We start from the raw sequence: 21,538 nt of genomic DNA on the forward strand, positions 1-21,538 counted from the left end.
CTACTCCGCCGCCAGCCTGCCGGGATCGGGCATGGCGGTGGGGCACGACAGTTCATAGAATTTCACGATCCGCTCCCACGCCTCTTCGGCGGTGTCGACCATGCGGAACAGGTCGAGGTCGTCGCGGCTGATCACGCCTTCGTCGGCGATGGCGTCGAAATTGACGACCTTGTTCCAGAATTCCTTGCCGAACAGGAAGATCGGGATCGGCTTCATCTTGCCGGTCTGGATCAGCGTGATCAGCTCGAAGAATTCATCGAACGTGCCGAAACCGCCCGGGAACACCGCCACCGCGCGGGCGCGCAGCAGGAAGTGCATCTTCCTTAGCGCGAAATAGTGGAACTGGAACGACAGGCGCGGGGTCACATATTCATTGGGCGCCTGCTCGTGCGGCAGCACGATGTTGAGGCCGATGCTCTCCGCCCCTGCTTCCGCCGCGCCGCGATTGGCCGCTTCCATGATGGCGGGCCCGCCGCCCGATGTGACGACGAACTGGCGCTGTCCCTCTTCGATGATGGCGCAGGAGCTGGCCATGAAAGCAAGCCGGCGCGCCTCATCATAGTACTTCGCCTTGGCGACGAGATTCTCGACCACCTTGCGGCCGCGCGGATCGCTGTCGGCATTGGCCATCAGCTCTTCCGCCTTTTCGGGGCTGGGAATGCGGGCCGATCCATAGATCACCAAAGTCGAGCCGACGCCTGCCTCCTCCAGCATCGTTTCCGCCTTGAGCAGTTCAAGCTGGAAACGCACGGGACGAAGATCGTCACGCAGCAGGAAATCGACGTCGCGATAGGCAAGGCGATAGGCCGGGTGGCGCGTTTGCGGCGTATGGGTTGGCGAGGCTTCGGTAAAGGCGGCCTCGTCTTCGGCCTTGTAGAATTTGCGGGGGGTAAGCTTGCGATCGGCCCGTTCGGGTTTGCCATGCGGACCGGGCTGGCCGGGTTCCACCGGCGGTTCTTCTCTATCAGTCATCACCTCTCCATCGCGCAAGTTTGCGCGGCTGTGAAGTATTTTAGCGATTATGAGCAGCACAATGACCGGGAGGGGAAGTCGATCCTGACCAACAGGCCCCGGCCCGGATTTTTCCCTATCTGCCCGTCAGCGCACCGATGTCGGTACCCTGCGCCTGCAATCCGCCGAACACGTTCGCCTGCGTACGGCCGAGGTCCTGCCCGGCGGCCTTGACCAGCAGGTCATCAAGCGCTGCGCGGTCATAGGCACGGCCCTGCGCGACCACCAGCACCGGACGGCGCAAAGCGGCAAAACCTTTCAGCGGATCGGTCGAGGTCAGCACGAGATCGGCGATCATGCCCTCGCCAATCGCGCCGCGATCGGTCTCCTCGCCCAGAACCATGGCCGGATTCGAAGTCGCCGTGCGCAGGGTTTCAACCGGCGTAAGGCCCGCTTCGGCAAGCAGGTCCAGTTCGTCGATCAGCGATGCGCCGGGAATATTGGTGAATATGCCCGCATCGCTGCCCGCGACCAGCGTGACCCCAGACTCCGACAGGATTTTGGTCATCCCGAGATAGAATTCGAAGGCGGCACGATGGCGCTCCACCGGCTCCTTCGACCAACGCTCGTAAACCGGCTGTTCCATCGCGACGAGCATGGGGTTCATCATTTCGGTGCCCGGACGCGAGAGGTAGGTGCCCCTTGTTTCAGCCACATGCAGCAAGTTGCGAAAGGCGACCAGCGTGGGGTCGACCGGCGTGCCCGATCTGGCGATGCGTGCGGCCAGGGCCTGTGCGGCGGCGCGATCGTGCCTGTCGCGCAATCCATGCCAGACCACGCTTTCGACATGTTCGATCGTGACGAAACCGGCATCGAGAAACCGCTCGAACGCCATGTCGAAGGGCTTGTCCTGCGGCATGCCCCCCGAACGGATGCCCTCTGGCGTGTGGCCCATGATCGACATGCCAAGCGCGTCGGCCTCGGCCCTTACGCCGGCCCATGCCTCGCGGGTCAGGTTGGAATATACCTTGAGACGCCGGAACCCCGCATCATATTGCCAGCGCACGGCGGCGCGCGCCTCTTCCTCGGTCGTGACGATTTGATGATTGAGCTGCTCGTTCGCCCCATGGCTATTCAGGATCGGGCCAGTGGTAACAAGGCGCGGCCCCGCCAGTTCGCCGCTCGCCACCCGGCGTGCCAGAGAGAGGTGGAAAGGCATGCCCGAAGCATTGCGGACAGTTGTCACCCCATGTGCCAGATAAGCGCCAAGCGCGGCTTCATCCCACACATGGACATGCATGTCGGTAAGACCGGGCAGAAGATAGCCGCCCTTGCCATCGACCACCGGAGTGCCTTCGGGCGCGGGCAGCTCGGCAAAGGGCGCGATCGCGGCGATGCGGTCGCCCAGCACAAGCACCGATCGCGGCTCGCTCCATTCAGGCTGCCGGGCCGACAGGTCGACCAGCCGAACATTGCGGATCACCAGGTCATCCGCACGCGCTGGCGCGGTGCCGCTGATCAGGATCATGGCGGCCCATGTCAGAAATCTGGCGATCACCGTCGTCTTCCCCCCGGTCAAAGCATCGGCAGACACTAGCAGGCGGCATCGACTTTGAAACCGGCTTAAGCCGCTTGCGCCCGTATGCATCAGTCAAGGGCACGCGCGAATCGCGAAAGCCACGGCGCGGCTGCAGCTAAAAGATCGGATTATGTGGGAAAACAGCTGGATGCCCCGTGAGGATTCTAATCCACGTCTACAGACGTTCACTGGAGGGCATTGGAATCCAATCAATGCGCTGTAATTCCTACATTCTGTAGGAACTTTTGTCTATCGATGGCTATTGACAGAAACCCAAAGCTCCAGTTTAGTGTGGGAACTAACGTGGGAACATTAGGGGCGATCCTGTGGCAAAGCTGACCGATATGAAAGTTAAGAAGGCCGGGCCGGGCGTGCACGGCGACGGGGCTGGATTGTATCTGCGCGTGAAGCCGAGCGGCGCGAAGTCTTGGGTGCTTCGCGTGCAGCACATGGGCCGCCGCGAAGACATTGGGCTCGGGGGCTATCCCGCCGACCTCTCTCTGGCCGAAGCGAGGGAAAAGGCCGCGCACCTTCGGAAGCTTGCTAGACAGGGTCACGATGCACGCGCCGAACGCGATAAAGGAAAGGTGCGAGTGCCGACATTTGCCGAGGCGATGAAGGCCGCCCATGAAGAGCTAGGAAAGGGCTGGTCGGAGAAAACTGCTGCCGCCTTCAAATCCTCACTCAGTCAGCACGTCGCCCCGCGCATAGGATCGAAGCGGATCGACTGCATCCATTCAGATCAGATCATCGCGGCTCTGGCGCCAATTTGGACCGAGAAACCCGCAATCGCGAAGAAAGTCCGTGTTCGCATCATGCAGGTCCTACAGTTCGCCAAGGCGAAGCGTTGGCGAACGGACCCGCTGCCAACCCCTAAAGACATAAGCAGCGGTCTCGCGAAACAATCAGGTGGAAGTCACTTCGCCGCCATGCCGTTCGCCCAGGTGCCTGAGTTCATTGCCGAGCAGCTCTTGAAGGAAGAGACCCCCGGCCGGATGGCACTGCTATTCACAATCCTGACTGCCGCGCGCAGCGGCGAGGTCCGAAACGCCCGATGGGAACATATCTCGCTGGAGGATCGGACGTGGACAAGGCCCAAGGAGCTCATGAAGATGAAGAGCGGTCATGCGGTCACCTTGTCTGATGCCGCCATTGCCTTGCTTGAACGCGCTGCCGCCTTGTTCGGCACCGATGGGCTGATTTTCCCCGGCGCGGCACGAGGGAAGCCTCTCAGCGACATGACGCTGACAAGGGTAATGCGGCTGGCTGGTGAAGAAGTCACGGTGCATGGGTTCCGCAGCGCGTTCCGCGATTGGGCCGCCGAGCGGATGCCGACGATCCCCGCCATGGTTGCGGAGATGGCGCTGGCGCACAAAGTCGGCACTGCGACCGAGCAAGCCTATCTGCGAACCGACCTCCGCGACATGCGGCGCTCGCTCATGGACGGCTGGGGCCGGTTTGTAGCTCCTTCGCTATCGGCAGGCGGCAACAACATCGTCGATATGGCTGGAAGGCAAGAAGTTGCGGCCTGAGGCGGTTTAGAGCGGGCGGGCGCGTGCGTGGATTGCGCAGACTATTTCGTGCATGTAGCCAGCCAATATCCTTACGACCTATTTTTATGCCCATCGTGAATTGGCACAGTCTGGACAGCTCCGGCTAATTGTTTGAGAATCCCCCGAGTGTAAGGCGGACGGAGGGGGCAATGTCCGAGACAGTTTACCGAAACGATAACTTAGGGGCGTGGCAAAATGCCCCTGTCATCCAAGACGAGGTCATCTCCTACATCGACAAGTTAGGCGGATCATTCATCCTGCGTGATGTGTATCGGCCTCTTGGTCTGCCGCGTCGCACTGTGAACCGTGTCCTGCTGCGCCTCCATGCCAAAGGCGTCCTAACCCGGCGCAAAGTGCCCATCGAACTGCCTTGCCCAGCTCGCAGGCCGGGAAGTGCTTCTCCACATACGGCGCGGCGGATGTGCTACCTCTATAGTTATGCAGGCGGTTTTGCGCGGTGAGGAACAGGCTCCTTTTCATCATTCCCGCCCTCATGATGTTGGTCGCGCTCGGGCCGCTCCCCTACGGCTACTATCAGCTGCTTCGCTTGGTCGCATTCCTATCGGCGGGATTGATCGCCTACGGGTTTCTACGGCGAAGACGTGAAGGATGGACTGCCGTTTTTGTAATGGTAGCCCTGATTTTTAGGCTATTCGGATTTCCGCGTGGAACGTGAGCCATGATTGAACCACTCCTCCGTGTGGAATCGATGGCAGTCGGGGCACAGCCGGATCAGGTTATCCTCGACCCCGGCAGCCACCGGCTTGATATGATGAACCACCACGCCGGGGTCGAAGAGCGCCTTGCAACTCATGCACTCGATCATCCGGTCCTTGCGTGCGGCTTCGGCCTCCGCCTTCAGCCTGCCCGGTCTCTTGCCGAACAGAGCGCGGGCGCGGATCATCTTGAAGCTGTAGCCAGCGCCGAGCCGGTTGGTCATCTTGATGACGCGGTTGCGCGCCTCGGTCGCGGCGTTGGTGAAGCGCCCGTGATCGAAGTAGTTGAGGATCTCGGTTTCCCAGTTCGTGGTCGCGGTCACGACCGGTCGGAACAGCGCCTTCAGATGGCCCGGGATCGACGCTCGCCACTCGTCCAGCGCCGCCTTCGCCAGTTCGCGCTTCCGGTGCTGCCAGATCGCCATAAAGGCTTCCTTGGTCTCGTAGGCACCGCGCAGCTCGGGCGTGTTCTTCAGCCAGCCATCAAGGTCCAGCTGCTCCTTCGGGCTAAGCTGGAACGGACGCCGCAAGAACATCGACTTGCGGTTCTTGAGCGACTTCCGGTCGGCATCGGTGAGCAGCCCCTGAAAGCGCTTGCGAGCGGTGTCCATGACCTCGTTGGCCATGCGCATCACGTGCCACTTGTCGACGATCAGCACGGCCTGCGGCATCGCGTATTGGACCGCGACCTTGTAAGGCTTCCACATGTCGGTCGTGACGATCTCGCAGTCGTGCCGGCCGGGCAGGTTGCAGAGGAAGTTGGTCACCGCGACATTCCCGCGACTGGGCAGCAGCTCGATCGGCCAGCTGGTCTCGACGTTCACGAAGATCGCGCGCATCTCGCCGCCAAGGAACAGTTCGTCGATGCCGAGCACACGCGGGCATGTGATGCCCTCGGCGTGTTCCTCGAACCGGCGGTCAGCGTCGGCCTGGCCGATCTGGCGCACCACCTTCTCGTTGATGCCCACGTCCTCCGCAACATGGGTGTTCGGCTTCAGCAGGCACTGCTTCTCGATGTATTCGCGGCAGCGCACGGTCATGCGGCGATCATCGTCCATATCGGGCAGCGGCTGCATGAAGGTGCCACCGCAGTCGCGACAGCGGTATCGCGCTCGCTTGCAGTTCACGAAGGTTTGGCGACCGTGGACCGGGGCGTCGACGTAGCGGATCGTCTTGGTGCCGTGCTTGTAAAGCTGGCCGACGACGCCGCACTTCAGGCAAGCCTCGGGGTCCACATCGTAGCTGGCATCAACCTCGTAGGTGTCACCGATCTCGCGGACCTCAGCCACGGTCCACTCCGGATAGAAATGATTCGACATCAACCACGTGTTGCCTCGGTCGGATTAAGATGTGGAGTCGGAGTCTGCCGCCGCGATTGCCGCCTCCGCTTCTTCCCGGGTCCAATGCAGGGACATGACGATCGCTTTGCAGCCTCCGTCCACCCTCTTGGTCGGGTCGACCGAAAGCACCATGAACGGCTCGGCAGTAGGCTTGTCGAGATCGGCCACGACGAGAAAGGGCCTCATGCTTTACTCCCGCGAGCTTTCGCGATGGCGTCTCTGGCCATATCGAGGCAGTCACCACCACCAAGCGAGACTAGATACTCCAGCGCATCGAGTAATTCAGGAGCCGCTGCGATTAGGCGGGCGTTGGCTTCACATTCGCCATGGCGATGGCCGGTAAAGACATCTGCGACTGTCCCGCCAAACCGATCCGTCAGCACTGCTTGTGCTTCGTCGCGGATGTCGTTTTCATCCAAGGACCATGGGCCGGGGGTGTGCTCGGTCATCGCGCGACCCTCCTCGACAGGCTGCATTCAAAGAGCCATCGCCCCCAACCGACGACCAGGGTCCGGCCTTCGAAATTATCGTCAGACCATGCGCTACAGGTCGAACTACCAACGACCTCAAACTTCGGAAACCATTTCATCACACGACACTCCTTTCCACACGCTAATCCGAAATAGGAGTAGCACATGCAGCAGCCGTTTCAACACTCAAATCCGAATAGCCGATTTTTAATCCGATATTCCCGATCAGCTTGGCGCGCGAGCATTGGGCGGCCCTAAACGTCTTGTCATCCGCGATCTTTCTGGCGGGTATGTGGGCAGCGTTTCGAGCTTCTGTCCCCTCAAGCGAGATAACCCAGCGATGATTGCATGGCTTGGATATCTTCTCGACATCATGGGCTCCATCGGAGCGACCCTTCTTATGGCGATATTGATGTTTGGCCTGCTCGCTGCCGCGGCTGGGCCTCTCTTCATCTTCCGCAACGGGGCCAGCGTTCAGCGCAGCACGGGGAAGTCAGCCGTCGGGGAATGGTTTGTCCGCCTCGTAGGCTCGCTAGTCGCGGTAGCGCTGTTCCTGTCCCTGTTTGGCGCCTCTTGGGGAGCGTTGGACGAAGTAAGCTGTCAAGCCGACGAAGACCCAGATGCATGTCTGGAGGGAGAGTGATTGCCTCCCTCCAGAGCGATCAGCACCAAGCGCGTGGAGGCCGATTTTCATCTTCACTGAATGAAGATTGGCCATGTGGGATGGCCTGGCGGAAGAGACGCAAACCAGCGTCGTTCCGTTTCGTCCCAAGTTTCTTCGAGCACGAGCGGAATGGAATGAAAGCCCTGCTTCTGTTCGGAGATGCTGGGGATCGGCATTGGTATTCCTCCTTCGTCGGTCTGCTTCGGCTGTTAAGCTAGAGAGAGGGTAGGTTCATCCCTACCCTCTCTCTCTTAAGCGGGGAGCCGAAAATGGGGATGGCGATAGCACTGAAAAATAATGATAAAATCACTTTCATCATTGCGGCTGGGGATGGCTGCCGGGGATGGGGCGGAAATGGGAAAACCGCAGAAATCTGCCATTTTTTACAGTTTCGTCATGCGCCATCCCCAACGCGGGGATGGCTGGGGATGCTGCTGGGGACGGTATTATGATACCGCTTAAAAGTCATTACGACAACTAGTCGGTATTTTGCGCCACAAGCCCGCCGTCTGAGGCGATGGCAATTGAGCCAGACTGCGCAAGCTCTTCGATAGTTTCGAGAATGACATTCCTAGAGAGGCCTGACATTTCCGGCAGCCTCATTTCGAATAGGCCGGTTTTGCCGGAGCGGCGCACTATCTGACCGGCGTCGTTCAAGCGAGCAATGGCAGCGAGCACGCGGCTGGTCCTGTCCTGATTAGCGCTGCTCTCAACCATCTCGGCCAGCGGGATCAGCGTGTCGCTAGCTGGGTCGCGCTGATAAAGCGTTCCCTCGTTGAGCTTACTCCAAACCGTATCCGGATCGAAATTGTGTTTGATGGGTCCGATTTCGATTGCCCCATTGGCGCGGCCAATAATGCCGATCACCATTCTGGGCCGGTCGACATGGACGCCAGAGCCACGGACCATTCCGCGCAGATCGCTCAATCGACGCGGATGCCCTTTTGACAGATGATGAACGACGAGCACCGCGCATTTCTTTATGCGCGCCAGTCGGGACAGATCGTCGTAGAAGTTTGAGGCGTCGCCCGAGAGGTCTTCATTCCCGGTCATCGCAACGCGAACAGGATCAAGAATGACCAGATCGAGCTGCGGCGCCCGTTCCAGCCAAGTATATATCTGATCCCAAGACCGCGATGTCCCGTCGAACCGGTAATAGCGGGAGACACCCCAAACGGTTGAGAGTTTATTTGATCGCTCGTTCACGCGCCCCGGCCCGTCTTCCCCAGACACGAGCGCCACCCTTGGGCAGCCGTCCACTGCTTTACCCAGGATTTTTCTCGGGCGGCTCAGCGGCTCCCCGGTAAGGATAGCGGCCCACTCGTGAGCGATGGTTGATTTTCCCACGCCATTTGTTCCGACCAGCGAAGTGATTGCGCCTCTCGCGAGCACGCCGGGCACCAGAAATTCGACCTCTTGCGGTCCTCCGCATTCCAGATGGGAGCCAAAAGCATTGAATAGATCGATGTCGCGGCCCACGACTTCCCACCGCTCCGCCATTGCCGCCAAGTCCGTCTCAGAAAGCGCCACGCGCTCCAGCCAGCCGCTCAGGCCTTCGTCCTCCTGCGGCAGTCGTTCAGGCGTCCCGGTGCCGCCCCAGATGCCGACACCAGCGAATGCTTCGCGCCTTGGCATTGCGTTGAACACCGCCTGCACGATCAACAAGGGATCGTCATCTACAGTCAAGAAGTCCGCCGAAACATCAAACTCAACAAGTTCATCGCACGAAACCCCCGCCAAAGCGGCTTCCAGATTTCCAAGCTCGACAAGGTGCGCGGATGCTTGGGGACTGCATTCATAAACGATGAAAAACGTGGGATCGTGGCAAGCACCGGCCGAACCAAAAATTGCATTTGAACAATTGTCCGCTCGGATCGCTCCAAGGGACGCCAGATGGTCGGTTATGGGGGTGATAGCGCAACTGACCCACTGGAAAGCTTCTTCTGCGCGCCTCACCCTTTTCGCGTCCGCCTCGGCCTTCTGGTATTTCTCATCCAGTGACGGGCCGCTGTCACCCGCGACGAAGCGGTCGGGATCGCGTGGATCGTCTTCGCTAAAGAAGCCTAGACCGGCAGGGTGCTCCCCCTCTAGCTGGAGGGTAACGCGCGCAACCCGGTAACTGATACCTTCATTATTCATGGGATTTAACCTCAGTCATGCCTTCCGGTCTTCGGCGCGGGTAATTGTGGCGGCCGAGACGGATTGATTTCTCTGCGATCGCGGTGGCGCATCCCTGCCACGCAACAGGGCTACTGCGTCAGAACCGTAGCTAGGTCTCGTGCGCCGCGAGGCCATCCCTGACCTCAGCCCACGGTCGGCTCTGGCCATCCGGTCATGTCGACCTACGCGTTTAATGGACTTAGAATTCGGGCCCTGCTTGTTGGTCCACCGCAAACAATCATGAGCCATATTTCTCATTGTAGTATCGCGTGAGCTCCGCATCGCTGACAGCGGGGTTCGCTGCGCGAGCCTTCATCAAGAATGCCCGCAGGGAGGGCGCCCCACGGCGGCGCGTTTGCACAACCGGAGGCGGGGGAGCAGCGAACTCGTCGGTGGCAATGCCGCGTTCGCGGTTCATTTCGTCGCGCCGATCCTCGATCTGCTTGATCGAAGCGCGCACAGCGTCAGACGGATCGCCGCTGCCCCGGTAGCGTTCAACGGCAAGGCGGCGAAGCAGGTTGATCGTGCCCCCCGACACCTGATCCGTCGCGCCGTCACCATAATAGCCCAGCTCGCCAAGTTGCTGCATCAGCTCCGCATCGATCATCTTCAGCGTCGCGGAGTTGACTGGCTTCAGCGGCTTGCCGTCCGCACCGGTTCCGTTCTTGGCGGCTGCGCGCGAAGTCATGCCCTTTTCGCGAATATTGGCAACATCGCGCGTCGCGCTGGCGCGAATGCTCGCTGCGTCGCGGGTAGCTCCGGCGCGGATATTCGCCACAGGAATGTCGTTCGCGTGATTGATCGTCGCGACGCCCGTGGACTTTCGATAATCCTCGGCTGCATCGCGTGCGGAAATATCATCCGCCCGGCCCGCCGTGAGCGCGAAGTTTTCGCCGGGGGTCTTGCCCTGCACGACGAGAGAGCGGCGAGCCATTTCATCATTGCCCAGCATTGCCGCATAGGTGCCGATGATCTGGCGCGGATCGACGCCTTCGCCGTTCATGATTGCCATTTGCGCGAGCACCTGCGGCAATGACGCCTGCATCCCCACAGGCTGCGCTGCAGGCTGCTCGACCGGCCCCGCCATGGGCGTGCCAGCAAGCAAGTCATTCTCGACCGGGGGCGCTGCGGCCGCCGTGGCGGGCAGGGTCGCGCCGCCCCCGAGCCAATCCGCGAAACCCATCTGTGGGGCGGGCGCGGCTGCGGGCTGCGGCTCTGCCGTGCCCATGCGCGCCATCAGCTCCGGCAGGCTTGCTGCCGCCGCGTTCTGCTGCGCCTGCCCCTGCTCCTGCGAAGAATAGAGCTCCGCCTGCGCGTTGGACGCACGAGCTCGGGCCTGCATCTGCTCGAGCTCTGCGTCGCGCTGCGCCTGCGCTGCTCGCGCGGCTGGGTCGCCAAAGAGGGCTTTGGCGAGACTTCCGGCAACCTGCGTCGTGGGGGTCCTCTGGTAATAAAAGTTTTGCGTGCGTGGCATCATGCGCGCTCCTTCAATCTGCAGCAGACTTGACGGGGAGTGCAGAGAGCCAACGCTGTTGTTCACTCCGTTCTACCAGAGTACGGCGCCCAGCCTTACGAACTTTCAAGCGTCCAGCAGCCACTTCTTTGTAGAGCTGAGCTCGACAGATGCTCAATCGCGTTGCTGCAACATCCACAGTATCAGCAAGCGGGTTCAATTCTTCATTCATGATTTTTTGCCACCCCATAGTGATGTATATCTATACATGGACAAAAATCATCTCCGGTCAACACCACTATCCTTATGTAAACTATGGATTATTGAGACATTTTGTAGTAACTATCATATTTAGTACTACGGGTATCCCGCCTATAATCGCGCCTCTAGTGAGATATTACTACAAATTGGGGGAAGCATCGGAGCGTTAAAAAAATTTAGTGCGGGCGATGGGAATGGTATATTCGCCCGGCGCCGGGGTGGGGCCGGGGGGTGGGGGACCCAGCCGCGCGGTGATGTGGCCCGCTATCCGTAGGTGCTCGCTACACCGGCAATCTGCATTCTCGGCTTTGGGCTCGCGCCCTATCATTCACCGGATGGCATCAAGGGCTGCCACCCACCGAAGCTCGGGCGCCACATCGTCAGTAGAATGGCTGGAAGACTGCCCTATCTCGCCCGGCGCCGTAGCTGTCCGATCTGCCGATAATGCCAACCGGCAACAATCTCGTCGACAGACACCAATTTATGCGAACAATGCCGAAGCTCCACAAAAGCGGAGCAAAGCGATGACTGACAACCTTATCCCCTTCCCGTCTGCAATCGAGCGCGCCGATGCTCAGTTCCTACGCACAGGCCAAACCGATCTCACCCGAGCCCAGGACGAGGCGACTACGCTGTTCGCGCTCGCATCAGGTGTCGCCGCTGATGGCATCAAGATTCGAACGCGCATTGAAGCGCTCCGGGTTCTGGTGGATCGGCTAGCAGAGACGCGACCCGATGCCGTTGAAGACTTCGTGACCTTGGATGGCTTAGGTTTGCGCGTTTCGCTGGCCGCCATGCCGGAGCTCCTGAAGGCGATGCTCCGCCCCTCCGAATGGGCCGACCGGACCAATTCTAATCCTAGATAGGAATCCGCTGGATTAGAATATAGCGCTGATAACAATAGTAGTTTTCTGACTTAGATTTATCGATCCCACACCGATTCCCACATAATGCCGAAGTAGATCTCGAAAATCGTCTTGCTGTTGATACCATCGATGGCCGGATGACACTGGTAACTTTGCGGCGCTATCACGCTCCAGATGCAACCTCATGAATTTATCGCCAAATGGCGCAACATCGAGCTCAAGGAGCGTTCCGCGTCCCAGAGCCATTTTCTCGATCTGTGCCGTTTGCTCGACATCGATGATCCTACGACCGCAGACCCCAAAGGCGATTGGTACACCTTCGAGAAGGGCGCATCCAAGACCGGCGGGGGCGACGGGTGGGCCGATGTATGGCGCAAGGGCTGCTTCGCTTGGGAGTACAAGGGCAAGAAGAAGGACCTGAACAAGGCCTTCGCCCAGCTTCAGCAGTACGCCATCGCACTGGAGAACCCCCCGCTCCTGATCGTGTCCGACATGGACCGCTTCCGCATCCACACCAACTGGACCAACACCGTGCAGCAGGTGCACGAGTTTGCACTCGACGACCTGATGGACGCATCCACCCGCGATCTGCTGCGCAATGCCTTCTTGCATCCCGAGGAACTTCGCCCGGCCAAGACCCGGCAGATGCTTACCGAGGAAGCGGCGGAGGAGTTCGCCCAGCTCGCCCAGCGGCTTCGCTCTCGCGGCCACGAGGGGCACGAGGTTGCCCATTTCGTCAACCGGCTGGTGTTCTGCATGTTCGCGGAGGACGTTGGCCTCCTGCCCGACCACATGTTCTCGGCCATGCTCCGCCCGTTTTCAATTAGCCGGACCGCAGGCAAGATCGCCGCCATTCATTCGTCGCACGACGCGGCAGCGCGATAGCAAAAATTCGCAAGTCTGGCCCGGGAAGCCAACCAACCTCAGCCAATGCAAGCCCAACTCAAGTAGGGTTCTTCTGTGGGAACCAGCGGATCGAAACGTCGAAAAAGCATTTATTTACAGAAGCTTGAGGAAAACAGCTGGATGCCCCGTGAGGATTCGAACCTCAATTGACGGAGTCAGAGTCCGTAGTCTTACCATTAGACGACGGGGCAACGCTGTGAGCCGGGGCCTCTATATAGGGTCGTGCCATGCGTCAACCCATCTGTTCGAGTCCCGGTTCCGGTCACCTCATATAATGCAGTATTGGTGAACTTGCCACCGGGGTGCCCCATCGCTAGCATCATCGTCAGGTCCCCCGCTCGGGCCAATAACGGCTGCGCTATATTTTCGGCGTTTCCGGTCCGCGCGGTCGATGTGAATGTTTGGAAAGTCTGGCAAAATGGCGGAATCGCTTCCGCCGGCATCGCAATCCGGGGATCGGCGCGCACGACGCGATCGTAACCGTGCGAGCGCCGATCACGGCGGCAAGCCCCGAAAGGGCAAATCCGCCCCCAATGGTGTCGGCAACAAGGGTCATGATCGGCAAGGCAGGAGCCAGCGCGGAAACTCGCGCCCGGCTGCTCCGAACTCCGACAACTTGAAATCCGGTAACACGAAAACCGATAATGCAGCGGACAGGAACGCCCCGGCCAAGGCTGCGAGTGCGAACGGCCAGGCGCGTGAGGCACCCGGATCGCGGTCTCCGGCATCGCGCCCCCCGGCATCACGGCCTACTGCATCACGGCAGGCCTATGCCGCGATCGACCTTGGCACCAACAACTGCCGCCTGCTGATCGCCCGCGCGCAGGGTGAGAATTTCATGGTCATCGATGCTTTCAGCCGCGTCGTCAGGCTGGGCGAAGGGCTGGCGCAGAACGGACGCCTGTCTGACGAGGCGATGGACCGGGCCCTGTCGGCATTGAAGGTCTGCTCGCAGAAACTGCGCCGCCGCAATGTGCATCTCGCCCGCTCCGTCGCGACGGAGGCGTGCCGCCGCGCATCCAATGGGCAGGCCTTCATCGACCGTGTGCGCGAGGAAACGGGCATCCTCCTCGATGTCATCTCCGCGCAGGAAGAAGCGCGCCTTGCCGTGCTGGGCTGCCATGTATTGCTTGAACGCGGCGAAGGGCCTGCCATGATCTTCGACATCGGCGGCGGCTCGACCGAGCTGGTGCTGATCGAGACCGGCGATACCGTGCCGCGCATCCTTGATTGGCAATCCGTGCCATGGGGCGTGGTCTCGCTGACCGAAAGCTTCCCCGCACCCGATGACGAAAGCGACGCGGAGCGGCTGACGCGCTATCGCCGCATGCGCGCGCAGGTGGCTAGCAGTTTCAGCGATTTCTCAAGCCGCCTCGAACCGTTTCGCGGCATCCCGCGGGAGGAAAACGAGAACGGCCCGCGCCTGTTGGGCACCAGCGGCACGGTGACGACTCTGGCCAGCGTGCACCTTGGCCTTGAGCAATATGACCGGCAGGCGGTCGACGGGCTGATCGTCCCGGCGCAGGCGATGCGTCAGATCGCATCGGACCTGTCGGGCATGAGCTTTGACGAGCGGACCGAGCTGCCCTGCATCGGGCGCGAACGCGCCGAGCTGGTGGTGGCGGGCTGCGCCATTCTGGAAACGATTCTCGACCTGTGGCCCGCGACGCGGCTGGGCGTGGCCGATCGCGGCATTCGCGAAGGGATCCTGCGGTCGCTGATGGGCGGTACCCATGCGAATTCGGGATCGGGCGACCGCTCGGCCCTTCCCCATCGCGAACACCCGCTGTAGGGCCGATCCATGAGCCGTTCCGGAAATGATCGCCAGCGCCTGAAGAGCAACAAGAAGCGCAAGGCGAGCAGCCATCGCTGGCTGTCGCGCCAGCTGAACGATCCTTATGTGGTCAAGGCAAAGGCCGAGGGCTATCGCAGCCGCGCCGCCTATAAGCTGGCCGAACTGGACGAAAAATTCTCCCTGCTAAAAGGCGCGCGCGCCGTCGTCGATCTGGGCATCGCGCCGGGCGGGTGGAGCCAGTATGTGGCCAAGAAGAACCCGCAGGCAAAGATCGTGGGCATCGATCTTCTGGAAGTCGATCCGCTGCCGGGCGTGACCATCTTCCAGATGGATTTCATGGCCGATGACGCGCCCGAAAAGCTGATGGACGCATTGGGCGAAGCGCCCGATTTCGTGATGAGCGACATGGCCGCCAACACCGTCGGCCACAAGCAGACCGACCACCTTCGCACCATGGGGCTGGTCGAAGCCGCCGCCGACTTCGCGATCCGCACCCTGGCCGAAGGCGGCACCTTCATTGCCAAGGTCTTTGCAGGCGGCACCGACACGGCGCTTTTGAACGTGCTCAAAAAGCACTTCACCAGCGTAAAACACGCCAAGCCGCCAGCCAGCCGCAAAGACAGTTCGGAATGGTACGTCATCGCCAGCGGCTGCAAGGGCCCGCCTGAAAGCCGCGAGGTTTAGGATCGCCGCGGCTTTGCTGCATTTGGGGACGGAAGCGGCCGGTCTGCTAACGATCGATTGCGGACAATGTCTTAGCCGATTTAAGTTGGGCTACATGACCAAGGAATACATCCTCGATGGCTCGAAGGTTACTTCGCTAGATGCCTTCTACGATGCGATAAGCGATACGCTTATTCCTGGCGCATATTGGGGGCGCAACTTAGTCGCTTTCAACGACATCCTTCGTGGCGGCTTTGGCACGCCAGAAGGGGGCTTTATCTTGAGATGGGCAAACTCGGGCGCATCTCGCGAAAGATTGGGCTATGCCGAGACTGTAAAGCAATTGGAGAAGCGGCTGGAGCAATGCCACCCGTCGAACCGGCAGCATGTCAGAGCCGATTTATCCAGAGCGAAACAAGGTGAAGGACCCACCGTCTTCGATTGGTTGCTTGAGATAATCCGTGAACACGATGTAGGCGGCGACGAGGCTGAAGATGGGGTTCGTCTCGTGTTGGACTGACGTCCGCTTCCCACCCCATTCCGGTCATAAGCCGACATCGAAACCGGGCCCAATAGCGGACGCTCCCCTCACCCGGTCGCCTCGCCATTCGCAGTGCAAGGCTCGTTCCCGGCACTTGCCGTTCGCCAGCGCGCTCCTTAAAGCCGCGCGACCAGCTATGCGCTGGCCCGGCTTTCCCGGCAAGGACGCGAGACGAATATGACCAGCTACCCCAAGACCCAGGCGCTGATGGCGCGCGGTGCCGAATTCCTCGGCAGCGAATATGCGATCCTGTGTGGCGCGATGAGCTGGGTATCGGAGCGGAACCTCGTCTCGGCCATTTCCAACGCCGGTGGGTTCGGCGTGATCGCCTGCGGCGCGATGACGCCTGATCTGCTCGATGCCGAGATTGCCGCGACCAAGGCGATGACGGACAAGCCGTTCGGCGTGAACCTCATCACCATGCACCCGCAGATCATGGAACTGATCGAAGTGTGCAAGAAGCATGGCGTCGGCCATGTCGTGCTGGCAGGCGGCCTGCCGCCCAAGGGCAGCGTCGATGCGATCAAGGCAGGCGGCGCCAGGGTGATCTGCTTTGCTCCCACGCTGGCGCTGGCGAAAAAACTGCTGCGTTCGGGCGCAGACGCCATGGTGATCGAGGGGATGGAGGCAGGCGGCCATATCGGCCCCGTCTCGACCAGCGTGCTGGCGCAAGAATTCCTGCCTGAACTCGCTGCCGATCACATCGTCTTCGTGGCGGGCGGCATCGGGCGCGGTGAGGCGATTGCCGGATATCTGGAAATGGGCGCGGCTGGCGTGCAGCTGGGCACCCGCTTTGCCGCCGCGACCGAAAGCATCGCCCATCCCGATTTCAAAAAGGCGTTCTTCCGCGCCGGGGCCCGCGACGCGATTGCCAGCGTGCAGGTCGATCCGCGCCTGCCGGTGATCCCGGTCCGCGCGCTGAAGAACAAGGGCACCGAGGCCTTCACCGCGAAACAGCGCGAAGTGGCGGGCCTGCTCGATGGCGAAGGCATCGCCATGAGCGAGGCGCAGCTGCAGATCGAGCATTACTGGGCAGGCGCGCTGCGCCGCGCGGTGATTGACGGCGATATCGAGAACGGCAGCCTGATGGCAGGCCAGTCGGTCGGCATGGTCAAGACCGAAGAGCCGGTCGCCGACATCATCGCCTCGCTGCTGGCAGAGAGCGAAGCGGCGCTTACGCGGCGCTGAGCGGCCCACAGGAATGGGGCGGCCGCTTCGCCGGTTGCATGTAATCGGTGAGCACCTATCCTTGGGTCAGACGGGTGGCCCAAGGAGACCGATACGATGTGCGATGAAACACAGCTGGCGAACATGCGGGGCGAGCTTTCGCGTTCGGGCCGGATGAACCGCAGGAGCTTTGGCGCGATCGGCACCGCTGCCGTGCTGGCCGGATGCACCCCCGCACAGGAAGCGAGCAGCGAGGAAAGCGCCATGGACGCGAGCGGCGTGATGGTGACGCCGGTTTCGATCCCCACCGATGCGGGCACCGCCGACGGGTTCTTCTATCACCCGGCCGAAGGCGCGCATGCCGCGATCATCGAATGGCCCGACATCGCAGGCGTCCGCCCCGCAACGCGCACCATGGCCGAAAGGCTGGCAGGCGAAGGCTATGCGGTGCTGCACATGAACCCCTATTACCGCGATGTATCAGGCACCCAGTTCGAGGATTTCGCCGGTTTCGCCGAAAGCGGCGGCTTCCAGACCGTGGGCCCCTGGCGTGAAAAGCTCACCCCCGATGCTGTGATGGCCGATGCAAAGGCATTTGTCGCATGGCTGGATGAACAAGGCGCGGTCGACACCGCCAAGGGTATCGGCGCGAACGGCCATTGCATGACCGGATCATGGAGTTTCTACGCCGCGCACGCCGTGCCCGACCGCGTGAAGGCCGCATCCTCTATGCACGGCGGCGGGCTTGTCACCGATGGTCCGCAAAGCCCGCACAAGCTCATGGAACCGGGCACGGCCTATCTTGTCGCCATCGCCAAGGACGATGACGAGAAGGACCCCGAGGCCAAGACCGTGCTGAAGGACACCGCCGCCGAAAAGGGCGTCGATGCCGAGGTCGAGGTCTATGACGGCAACCATGGCTGGACGGTGATCGACAGCCCCAAATATGCCGAAGCTGCTGCCGAAAAGGCGTGGGCGCGGATGATGGCGCTGTTCTCGTCGCTTTAAGGGGCCGCGCAGGTCAGCCTGTGGGCGAAAGCCCGATCAGGCTGATCTGCCGCCCATAGGCATCCTCTCCCGCCAGCGTCGAGCGGCGATAGGAGAAGAAGCGCGCATCATCGGCCAGCGTGTCATGACCGGTGATGGCGACCGTTTTCACACCCGCCCGCGCCAGCCGCGCCGCGACATAGCCGGCAAGGTCGAATTGCTGGTGACCGGGCTTTCCGGGCTTGAAGAAACGTTCGTTATCGGGCTCATCCTCGCAGAACCGGGCGAGGAAACCGTCGTCCACTTCGTAACTCGCCTGTGCGATGCATGGGCCGACGGCAGCGGCAATGCGGCTGCGATCCGCTCCAAGGCTTTCCATCGCGGCCAGCGTCGCGTCAGTCACGCCCCCGATCGCGCCGCGCCATCCGGCATGGGCCGCGCCCACGACGCCAGCGGCTTCATCGGCCAGCAGCACCGGCGCGCAATCGGCGGTGAGGATGCCCAGCAAAACGCCTGGCGTGTCGGTGACCATCGCATCGGCATGCGGGCGCTCATCCAGCGGCCATGGCTGTGTGACGCGCTCGACCAGCGCGGAATGCACCTGGTAGACCGTTGCCAGCGGCGCGCCTGCCATCACCGCATCGGCGGCGATGCGGCGGTTCTGCTCCACCAATGCCGGATCGTCGGGCGAACCCGTGCCCACGTTCAGCGATGCATAGGCACCCGCCGATACCCCGCCCCGGCGGCCAAGGAAGCCATGCGGCAATCCGGCCAGCGGCGCGGCGGTGATCACGTCGACCCCCGGCATTTTCAGGCCGCGTCGATGCTCTTGGTCACCTGCTCGCGCACGTCTTTCGACAGGCTGGGCTCCTTGGCCATGCGCTCAAGCTCGGCGCGCATCATCGCGGCGCGCTTCGGCTCGATCTTGCGCCAGCGGCCCAGCCACGGCACGAAACGCGCCGCCGTCTGCGGGTTAAGCGGGTCGAGCGCCAGCACGAGATCGGCGATCATGCGATAGCCGCGCCCGGTTTCATCGTGAAACGCGATCGGATTGCCCGCCACCGTCATATAGAGCGAGCGGACCCGATTGGGGTTCTTCATGGTGAAATCGGGATGCTTTGCCAGCGCCTCCACCGCATCGAGCACATCAGGGCGCAGCGAGCTTGCCTGGATCGCGAACCATTTGTCGATGACCAGCGCATTGCCTTCATACCGGCCATGGAAATCGGCCAGCAAATCATCGCGCGCCGGCGCATCGAGGCTGGCCATCACAGCCAAAGCGCCCTGCCGGTCGGTCATATTGTCGGCGGCGCGATACTGCGCCTCCGCCCGGCGGGCGGTTTCCGCCTCGTCAGCGGCAGAGAGCAGGATCAGCGCCTGCGTCTTGACCTTGCGCGCACCGCGGGCGTCGGCCTCAAGCGAATATGCCACGGCGCTTGCACGGTCATGCAGCGCCGTCAGCCTATCGTGCAGCCTCTGGCCAAGATAGGCCTTAAGCCGTTCGCGCGACGCATGGATCGCCATCGGATCGGCAGGGGCCGACAATTCGATCAGGAACGAGATCGTGGGAAGCATCATCAGCTCCCCGCGCATCAGATCGTCGATACCGTCATCGTCCAGCACTGCGGCCAAAGCCTCGGCGATGGCGGCGCGGCGGGCTTCGTCTGGGCCATGCTCGACCGCACCCAGCAGTTCGCGGGTGAGCAGCTGCTGCAGCGCCTCATAGCGAGCGAAGGCATCGTCGTCTTTCGCGGCGAGGAACTTGATATCGGCGTCCGAAACCTCGCTCTCCAGCTGGATCGGGGCGGAAAAGCCGCGATTGAGCGAGAGGACCGGAGCCTCGGCAAAGCCGTCGAAGGTGAAGACCTGCTCCGCCTTGTCGACCATGAGTGTGTGTTCGCCCGAATGGCTGCCGGTCGCACGGTCGAAAAGGGCGATCTTGAGCGGGATCGGCATCGGCTTCTTGTGCGGCTGGCCCGGAGTTGCCGGAACTTTCTGCTTCACCGTCAGCGTCAGCGTGCCGTCAGAAAATTCGGAGTGGACCGTGACCTTGGGCGTGCCCGCCTGTTCGTACCAAAGGCGAAAAGCGGTGAGATCGAGGCCTGCGCCATCCTCCATCGCCTTGACGAAATCCTCGCAGGTCGCGGCTTCGCCATCATGGCGGTCGAAATACAAATCGCTGCCCTTACGGAACGCTTCGGGCCCCGCCATGGTGTGCATCATGCGAATGACTTCCGCACCCTTGTTATAGACGGTCGCGGTGTAGAAATTGCTGATTTCCTGATAGGAATCGGGGCGGATCGGATGCGCCAGCGGCCCGGAATCCTCGGGGAACTGGGCAGCGCGCAGGATGCGCACATCCTCTATCCGCTTGACCGGTTCCGATCCCATCGCCGCGCTGAACATCTGGTCGCGCAGCACGGTGAAGCCTTCTTTCAGGCTCAGCTGGAACCAGTCGCGGCAGGTCACGCGATTGCCTGACCAGTTATGGAAATATTCGTGGCCGACCACGCCCTCCACCGCGTCGAAATCGCCATCGGTGGCGGTATCGGGATCGGCCAGGATATAGCGCGTGTTGAAGATGTTGAGCCCCTTGTTCTCCATCGCGCCCATGTTGAAATCGGAAACGGCGACGATGTTGAACGTGTCGAGGTCATATTCGCGGCCGAACGTCTCCTCGTCCCACTTCATCGAATTGACGAGGGAGCGCATCGCATGCTCCGTCCGCTCTTCATCGCCGGGACGGACATAGACCGCCAGATCGACCTTGCGCCCGTTCATGGTGGTGAAGACTTCCTTGCGCGCCACCAACTCGCCCGCGACCAGCGCGAACAGGTATGAAGGTTTGGGCCACGGATCGGTCCATTCGGCCCAGTGGGTGCCGTCTTCGCCCTCACCGCTTGCCGTCATGTCGCCGTTTGACAGGAGGATCGGGAATGCATCCTTCGGCCCGCTCATATGCACGGTATAGCGCGACAGCACGTCCGGGCGGTCGGGGAAGAAGGTTATGCGGCGGAAGCCTTCCGCCTCACACTGGGTGCACAGCATGCCGTTCGAGGCATAGAGGCCCATCAGCTGGCTGTTGGTGGCCGGGTGCAGATGCGTCTCGATCGTCACCTCATGCGCGTCGCCGGGCAGCGGGAGCAGCAGGTTCGCGCCCGACATCGTCCAGCCCTCGGCGGGCTTGCCATCGACCGACAGGCTCATCACCGCGATATTGTCGCCGCACAGATGCATGGTCTGATCGTGCGAGCCATCCGGGTTACGCTCGACCTTCATGGTCGATTTCACCTTGGTCAGCTCCGTTCCCAGTTCGAATTCCAGCCTGATTTCCGGCACCAGCCATGCGGGCGGCGTGTAATCGAGGCGATGAATGGTCTCCGGCTGTGCCGGTTCGACGGCGGCATCGGCGAGTTCGGGGTTACCGGGAACGGTGGCGGGGTTACGGGCGATATCCATGGAAACT

The 21,538-nt window shown here is 61.4% G+C and carries 20 protein-coding genes and 1 tRNA gene; 10 read left to right on the forward strand and 11 right to left on the reverse strand.

All coding sequences use genetic code 11. The features are described from left to right. Entirely contained in the window at positions 1-972 is a 972-nt protein-coding gene (locus A9D13_RS09985) for an LOG family protein (protein ID WP_082922262.1), read from the reverse strand. 115 nt (positions 973-1,087) lie between these two features. After that, entirely contained in the window at positions 1,088-2,509 is a 1,422-nt protein-coding gene (locus tag A9D13_RS09990; protein WP_172808143.1) for an amidohydrolase family protein, read from the reverse strand. Positions 2,510-2,856: 347 nt separating this feature from the next. Here A9D13_RS09990 and A9D13_RS09995 point away from each other — a divergent pair, with 347 nt between their 5' ends. Together A9D13_RS09995 and A9D13_RS21425 are read left to right on the forward strand one after the other, a co-directional pair. Then, on the forward strand, positions 2,857-4,062 hold the full coding sequence (locus A9D13_RS09995) for a tyrosine-type recombinase/integrase (RefSeq protein ID WP_156521994.1): 1,206 nt from the start codon (positions 2,857-2,859) through the stop codon (positions 4,060-4,062). Between the two features lie 478 nt (positions 4,063-4,540). Continuing rightward, the gene (locus tag A9D13_RS21425; RefSeq protein ID WP_373288731.1) at positions 4,541-4,759 is read left to right on the forward strand and encodes a DUF6804 family protein; all 219 of its coding nucleotides are present in this window, start codon (positions 4,541-4,543) and stop codon (positions 4,757-4,759) included. Here the strand turns inward: A9D13_RS21425 and A9D13_RS10000 are convergent. Genes A9D13_RS10000 through A9D13_RS10010 form a run of 3 tightly spaced genes read right to left on the reverse strand, consistent with a single transcriptional unit; the run spans position 4,733 to position 6,588 of the window. Beyond that, on the reverse strand, positions 4,733-6,118 hold the full coding sequence (locus A9D13_RS10000; RefSeq protein ID WP_066772966.1) for an ISL3 family transposase: 1,386 nt from the start codon (positions 6,116-6,118) through the stop codon (positions 4,733-4,735). The two genes, A9D13_RS21425 and A9D13_RS10000, sit on opposite strands and share 27 nt — an antisense overlap. Positions 6,119-6,142: 24 nt before the next feature. After that, entirely contained in the window at positions 6,143-6,325 is a 183-nt protein-coding gene (locus A9D13_RS10005) for a hypothetical protein (protein WP_066772968.1), read from the reverse strand. Further along, the gene (locus A9D13_RS10010) at positions 6,322-6,588 is read right to left on the reverse strand and encodes a hypothetical protein (protein ID WP_066773989.1); all 267 of its coding nucleotides are present in this window, start codon (positions 6,586-6,588) and stop codon (positions 6,322-6,324) included. Before A9D13_RS10010 ends, A9D13_RS10005 begins: the two co-directional genes overlap by 4 nt. 954 nt (positions 6,589-7,542) lie before the next feature. On the opposite strand from A9D13_RS10010, the gene A9D13_RS20480 reads away from it, so the two are divergent. Beyond that, positions 7,543-7,725 (forward strand): hypothetical protein, encoded by a 183-nt coding sequence (locus A9D13_RS20480; RefSeq protein ID WP_156521995.1) that lies wholly within the window; start codon positions 7,543-7,545, stop codon positions 7,723-7,725. A gap of 25 nt (positions 7,726-7,750) precedes the next feature. Here the strand turns inward: A9D13_RS20480 and A9D13_RS10020 are convergent, their stop codons facing one another. From A9D13_RS10020 to A9D13_RS20110, 3 genes are all read right to left on the reverse strand, one after another. Continuing rightward, positions 7,751-9,412: an AAA family ATPase gene (locus A9D13_RS10020; RefSeq protein ID WP_066772972.1), complete on the reverse strand. Its 1,662-nt coding sequence runs from the start codon at positions 9,410-9,412 to the stop codon at positions 7,751-7,753. Between the two features lie 259 nt (positions 9,413-9,671). Further along, complete coding sequence (locus A9D13_RS10025; protein WP_156521996.1) at positions 9,672-10,907, reverse strand: hypothetical protein; 1,236 nt, start codon at positions 10,905-10,907, stop codon at positions 9,672-9,674. Positions 10,908-10,920: 13 nt separating this feature from the next. Beyond that, complete coding sequence (locus A9D13_RS20110) at positions 10,921-11,118, reverse strand: MerR family transcriptional regulator (protein ID WP_082922344.1); 198 nt, start codon at positions 11,116-11,118, stop codon at positions 10,921-10,923. A 553-nt stretch (positions 11,119-11,671) separates the two neighbouring features. Here A9D13_RS20110 and A9D13_RS10030 point away from each other — a divergent pair. Together A9D13_RS10030 and A9D13_RS10035 are read left to right on the forward strand one after the other, a co-directional pair. Then, positions 11,672-12,013, forward strand: coding sequence for a hypothetical protein (locus A9D13_RS10030; RefSeq protein WP_066772976.1), 342 nt, complete (start codon positions 11,672-11,674; stop codon positions 12,011-12,013). 174 nt (positions 12,014-12,187) lie between these two features. Then, positions 12,188-12,898, forward strand: a complete 711-nt coding sequence (locus A9D13_RS10035) for a type IIL restriction-modification enzyme MmeI (protein WP_066772978.1) — start codon at positions 12,188-12,190, stop codon at positions 12,896-12,898. 138 nt (positions 12,899-13,036) lie between these two features. Here A9D13_RS10035 and A9D13_RS10040 read toward each other — a convergent pair. Then, positions 13,037-13,110: transfer RNA gene (locus tag A9D13_RS10040), tRNA-Gln, on the reverse strand. 227 nt (positions 13,111-13,337) lie between these two features. Between A9D13_RS10040 and A9D13_RS10045 the strand changes: the two genes are divergently transcribed. From A9D13_RS10045 to A9D13_RS10065, 5 genes are all read left to right on the forward strand, one after another. Then, positions 13,338-14,711 (forward strand): Ppx/GppA phosphatase family protein, encoded by a 1,374-nt coding sequence (locus A9D13_RS10045; RefSeq protein ID WP_082922264.1) that lies wholly within the window; start codon positions 13,338-13,340, stop codon positions 14,709-14,711. A 9-nt stretch (positions 14,712-14,720) separates the two neighbouring features. Beyond that, entirely contained in the window at positions 14,721-15,398 is a 678-nt protein-coding gene (locus A9D13_RS10050; RefSeq protein ID WP_066772980.1) for an RlmE family RNA methyltransferase, read from the forward strand. Between the two features lie 94 nt (positions 15,399-15,492). After that, complete coding sequence (locus A9D13_RS10055) at positions 15,493-15,897, forward strand: barstar family protein (RefSeq protein ID WP_066772982.1); 405 nt, start codon at positions 15,493-15,495, stop codon at positions 15,895-15,897. 198 nt (positions 15,898-16,095) lie between these two features. After that, entirely contained in the window at positions 16,096-17,106 is a 1,011-nt protein-coding gene (locus A9D13_RS10060; protein ID WP_066772984.1) for an NAD(P)H-dependent flavin oxidoreductase, read from the forward strand. Positions 17,107-17,202: 96 nt separating this feature from the next. Continuing rightward, positions 17,203-18,093 carry a dienelactone hydrolase family protein gene (locus A9D13_RS10065; protein ID WP_066772987.1) on the forward strand — a complete coding sequence of 297 codons (891 nt, stop codon included), beginning with the start codon at positions 17,203-17,205 and terminating at the stop codon, positions 18,091-18,093. A 13-nt stretch (positions 18,094-18,106) separates the two neighbouring features. Here A9D13_RS10065 and pgeF read toward each other — a convergent pair whose 3' ends face one another. Together pgeF and pepN are read right to left on the reverse strand one after the other, a co-directional pair. Further along, entirely contained in the window at positions 18,107-18,880 is a 774-nt protein-coding gene (gene pgeF / locus A9D13_RS10070; protein WP_066772989.1) for a peptidoglycan editing factor PgeF, read from the reverse strand. A 2-nt stretch (positions 18,881-18,882) separates the two neighbouring features. After that, positions 18,883-21,531: an aminopeptidase N gene (gene pepN / locus A9D13_RS10075; RefSeq protein ID WP_066772991.1), complete on the reverse strand. Its 2,649-nt coding sequence runs from the start codon at positions 21,529-21,531 to the stop codon at positions 18,883-18,885. Positions 21,532-21,538: the final 7 nt, after the last annotated feature.

It is taken from the genome of Croceicoccus mobilis, assembly GCF_001661965.1.
Lineage (GTDB): Bacteria > Pseudomonadota > Alphaproteobacteria > Sphingomonadales > Sphingomonadaceae > Croceicoccus > Croceicoccus mobilis.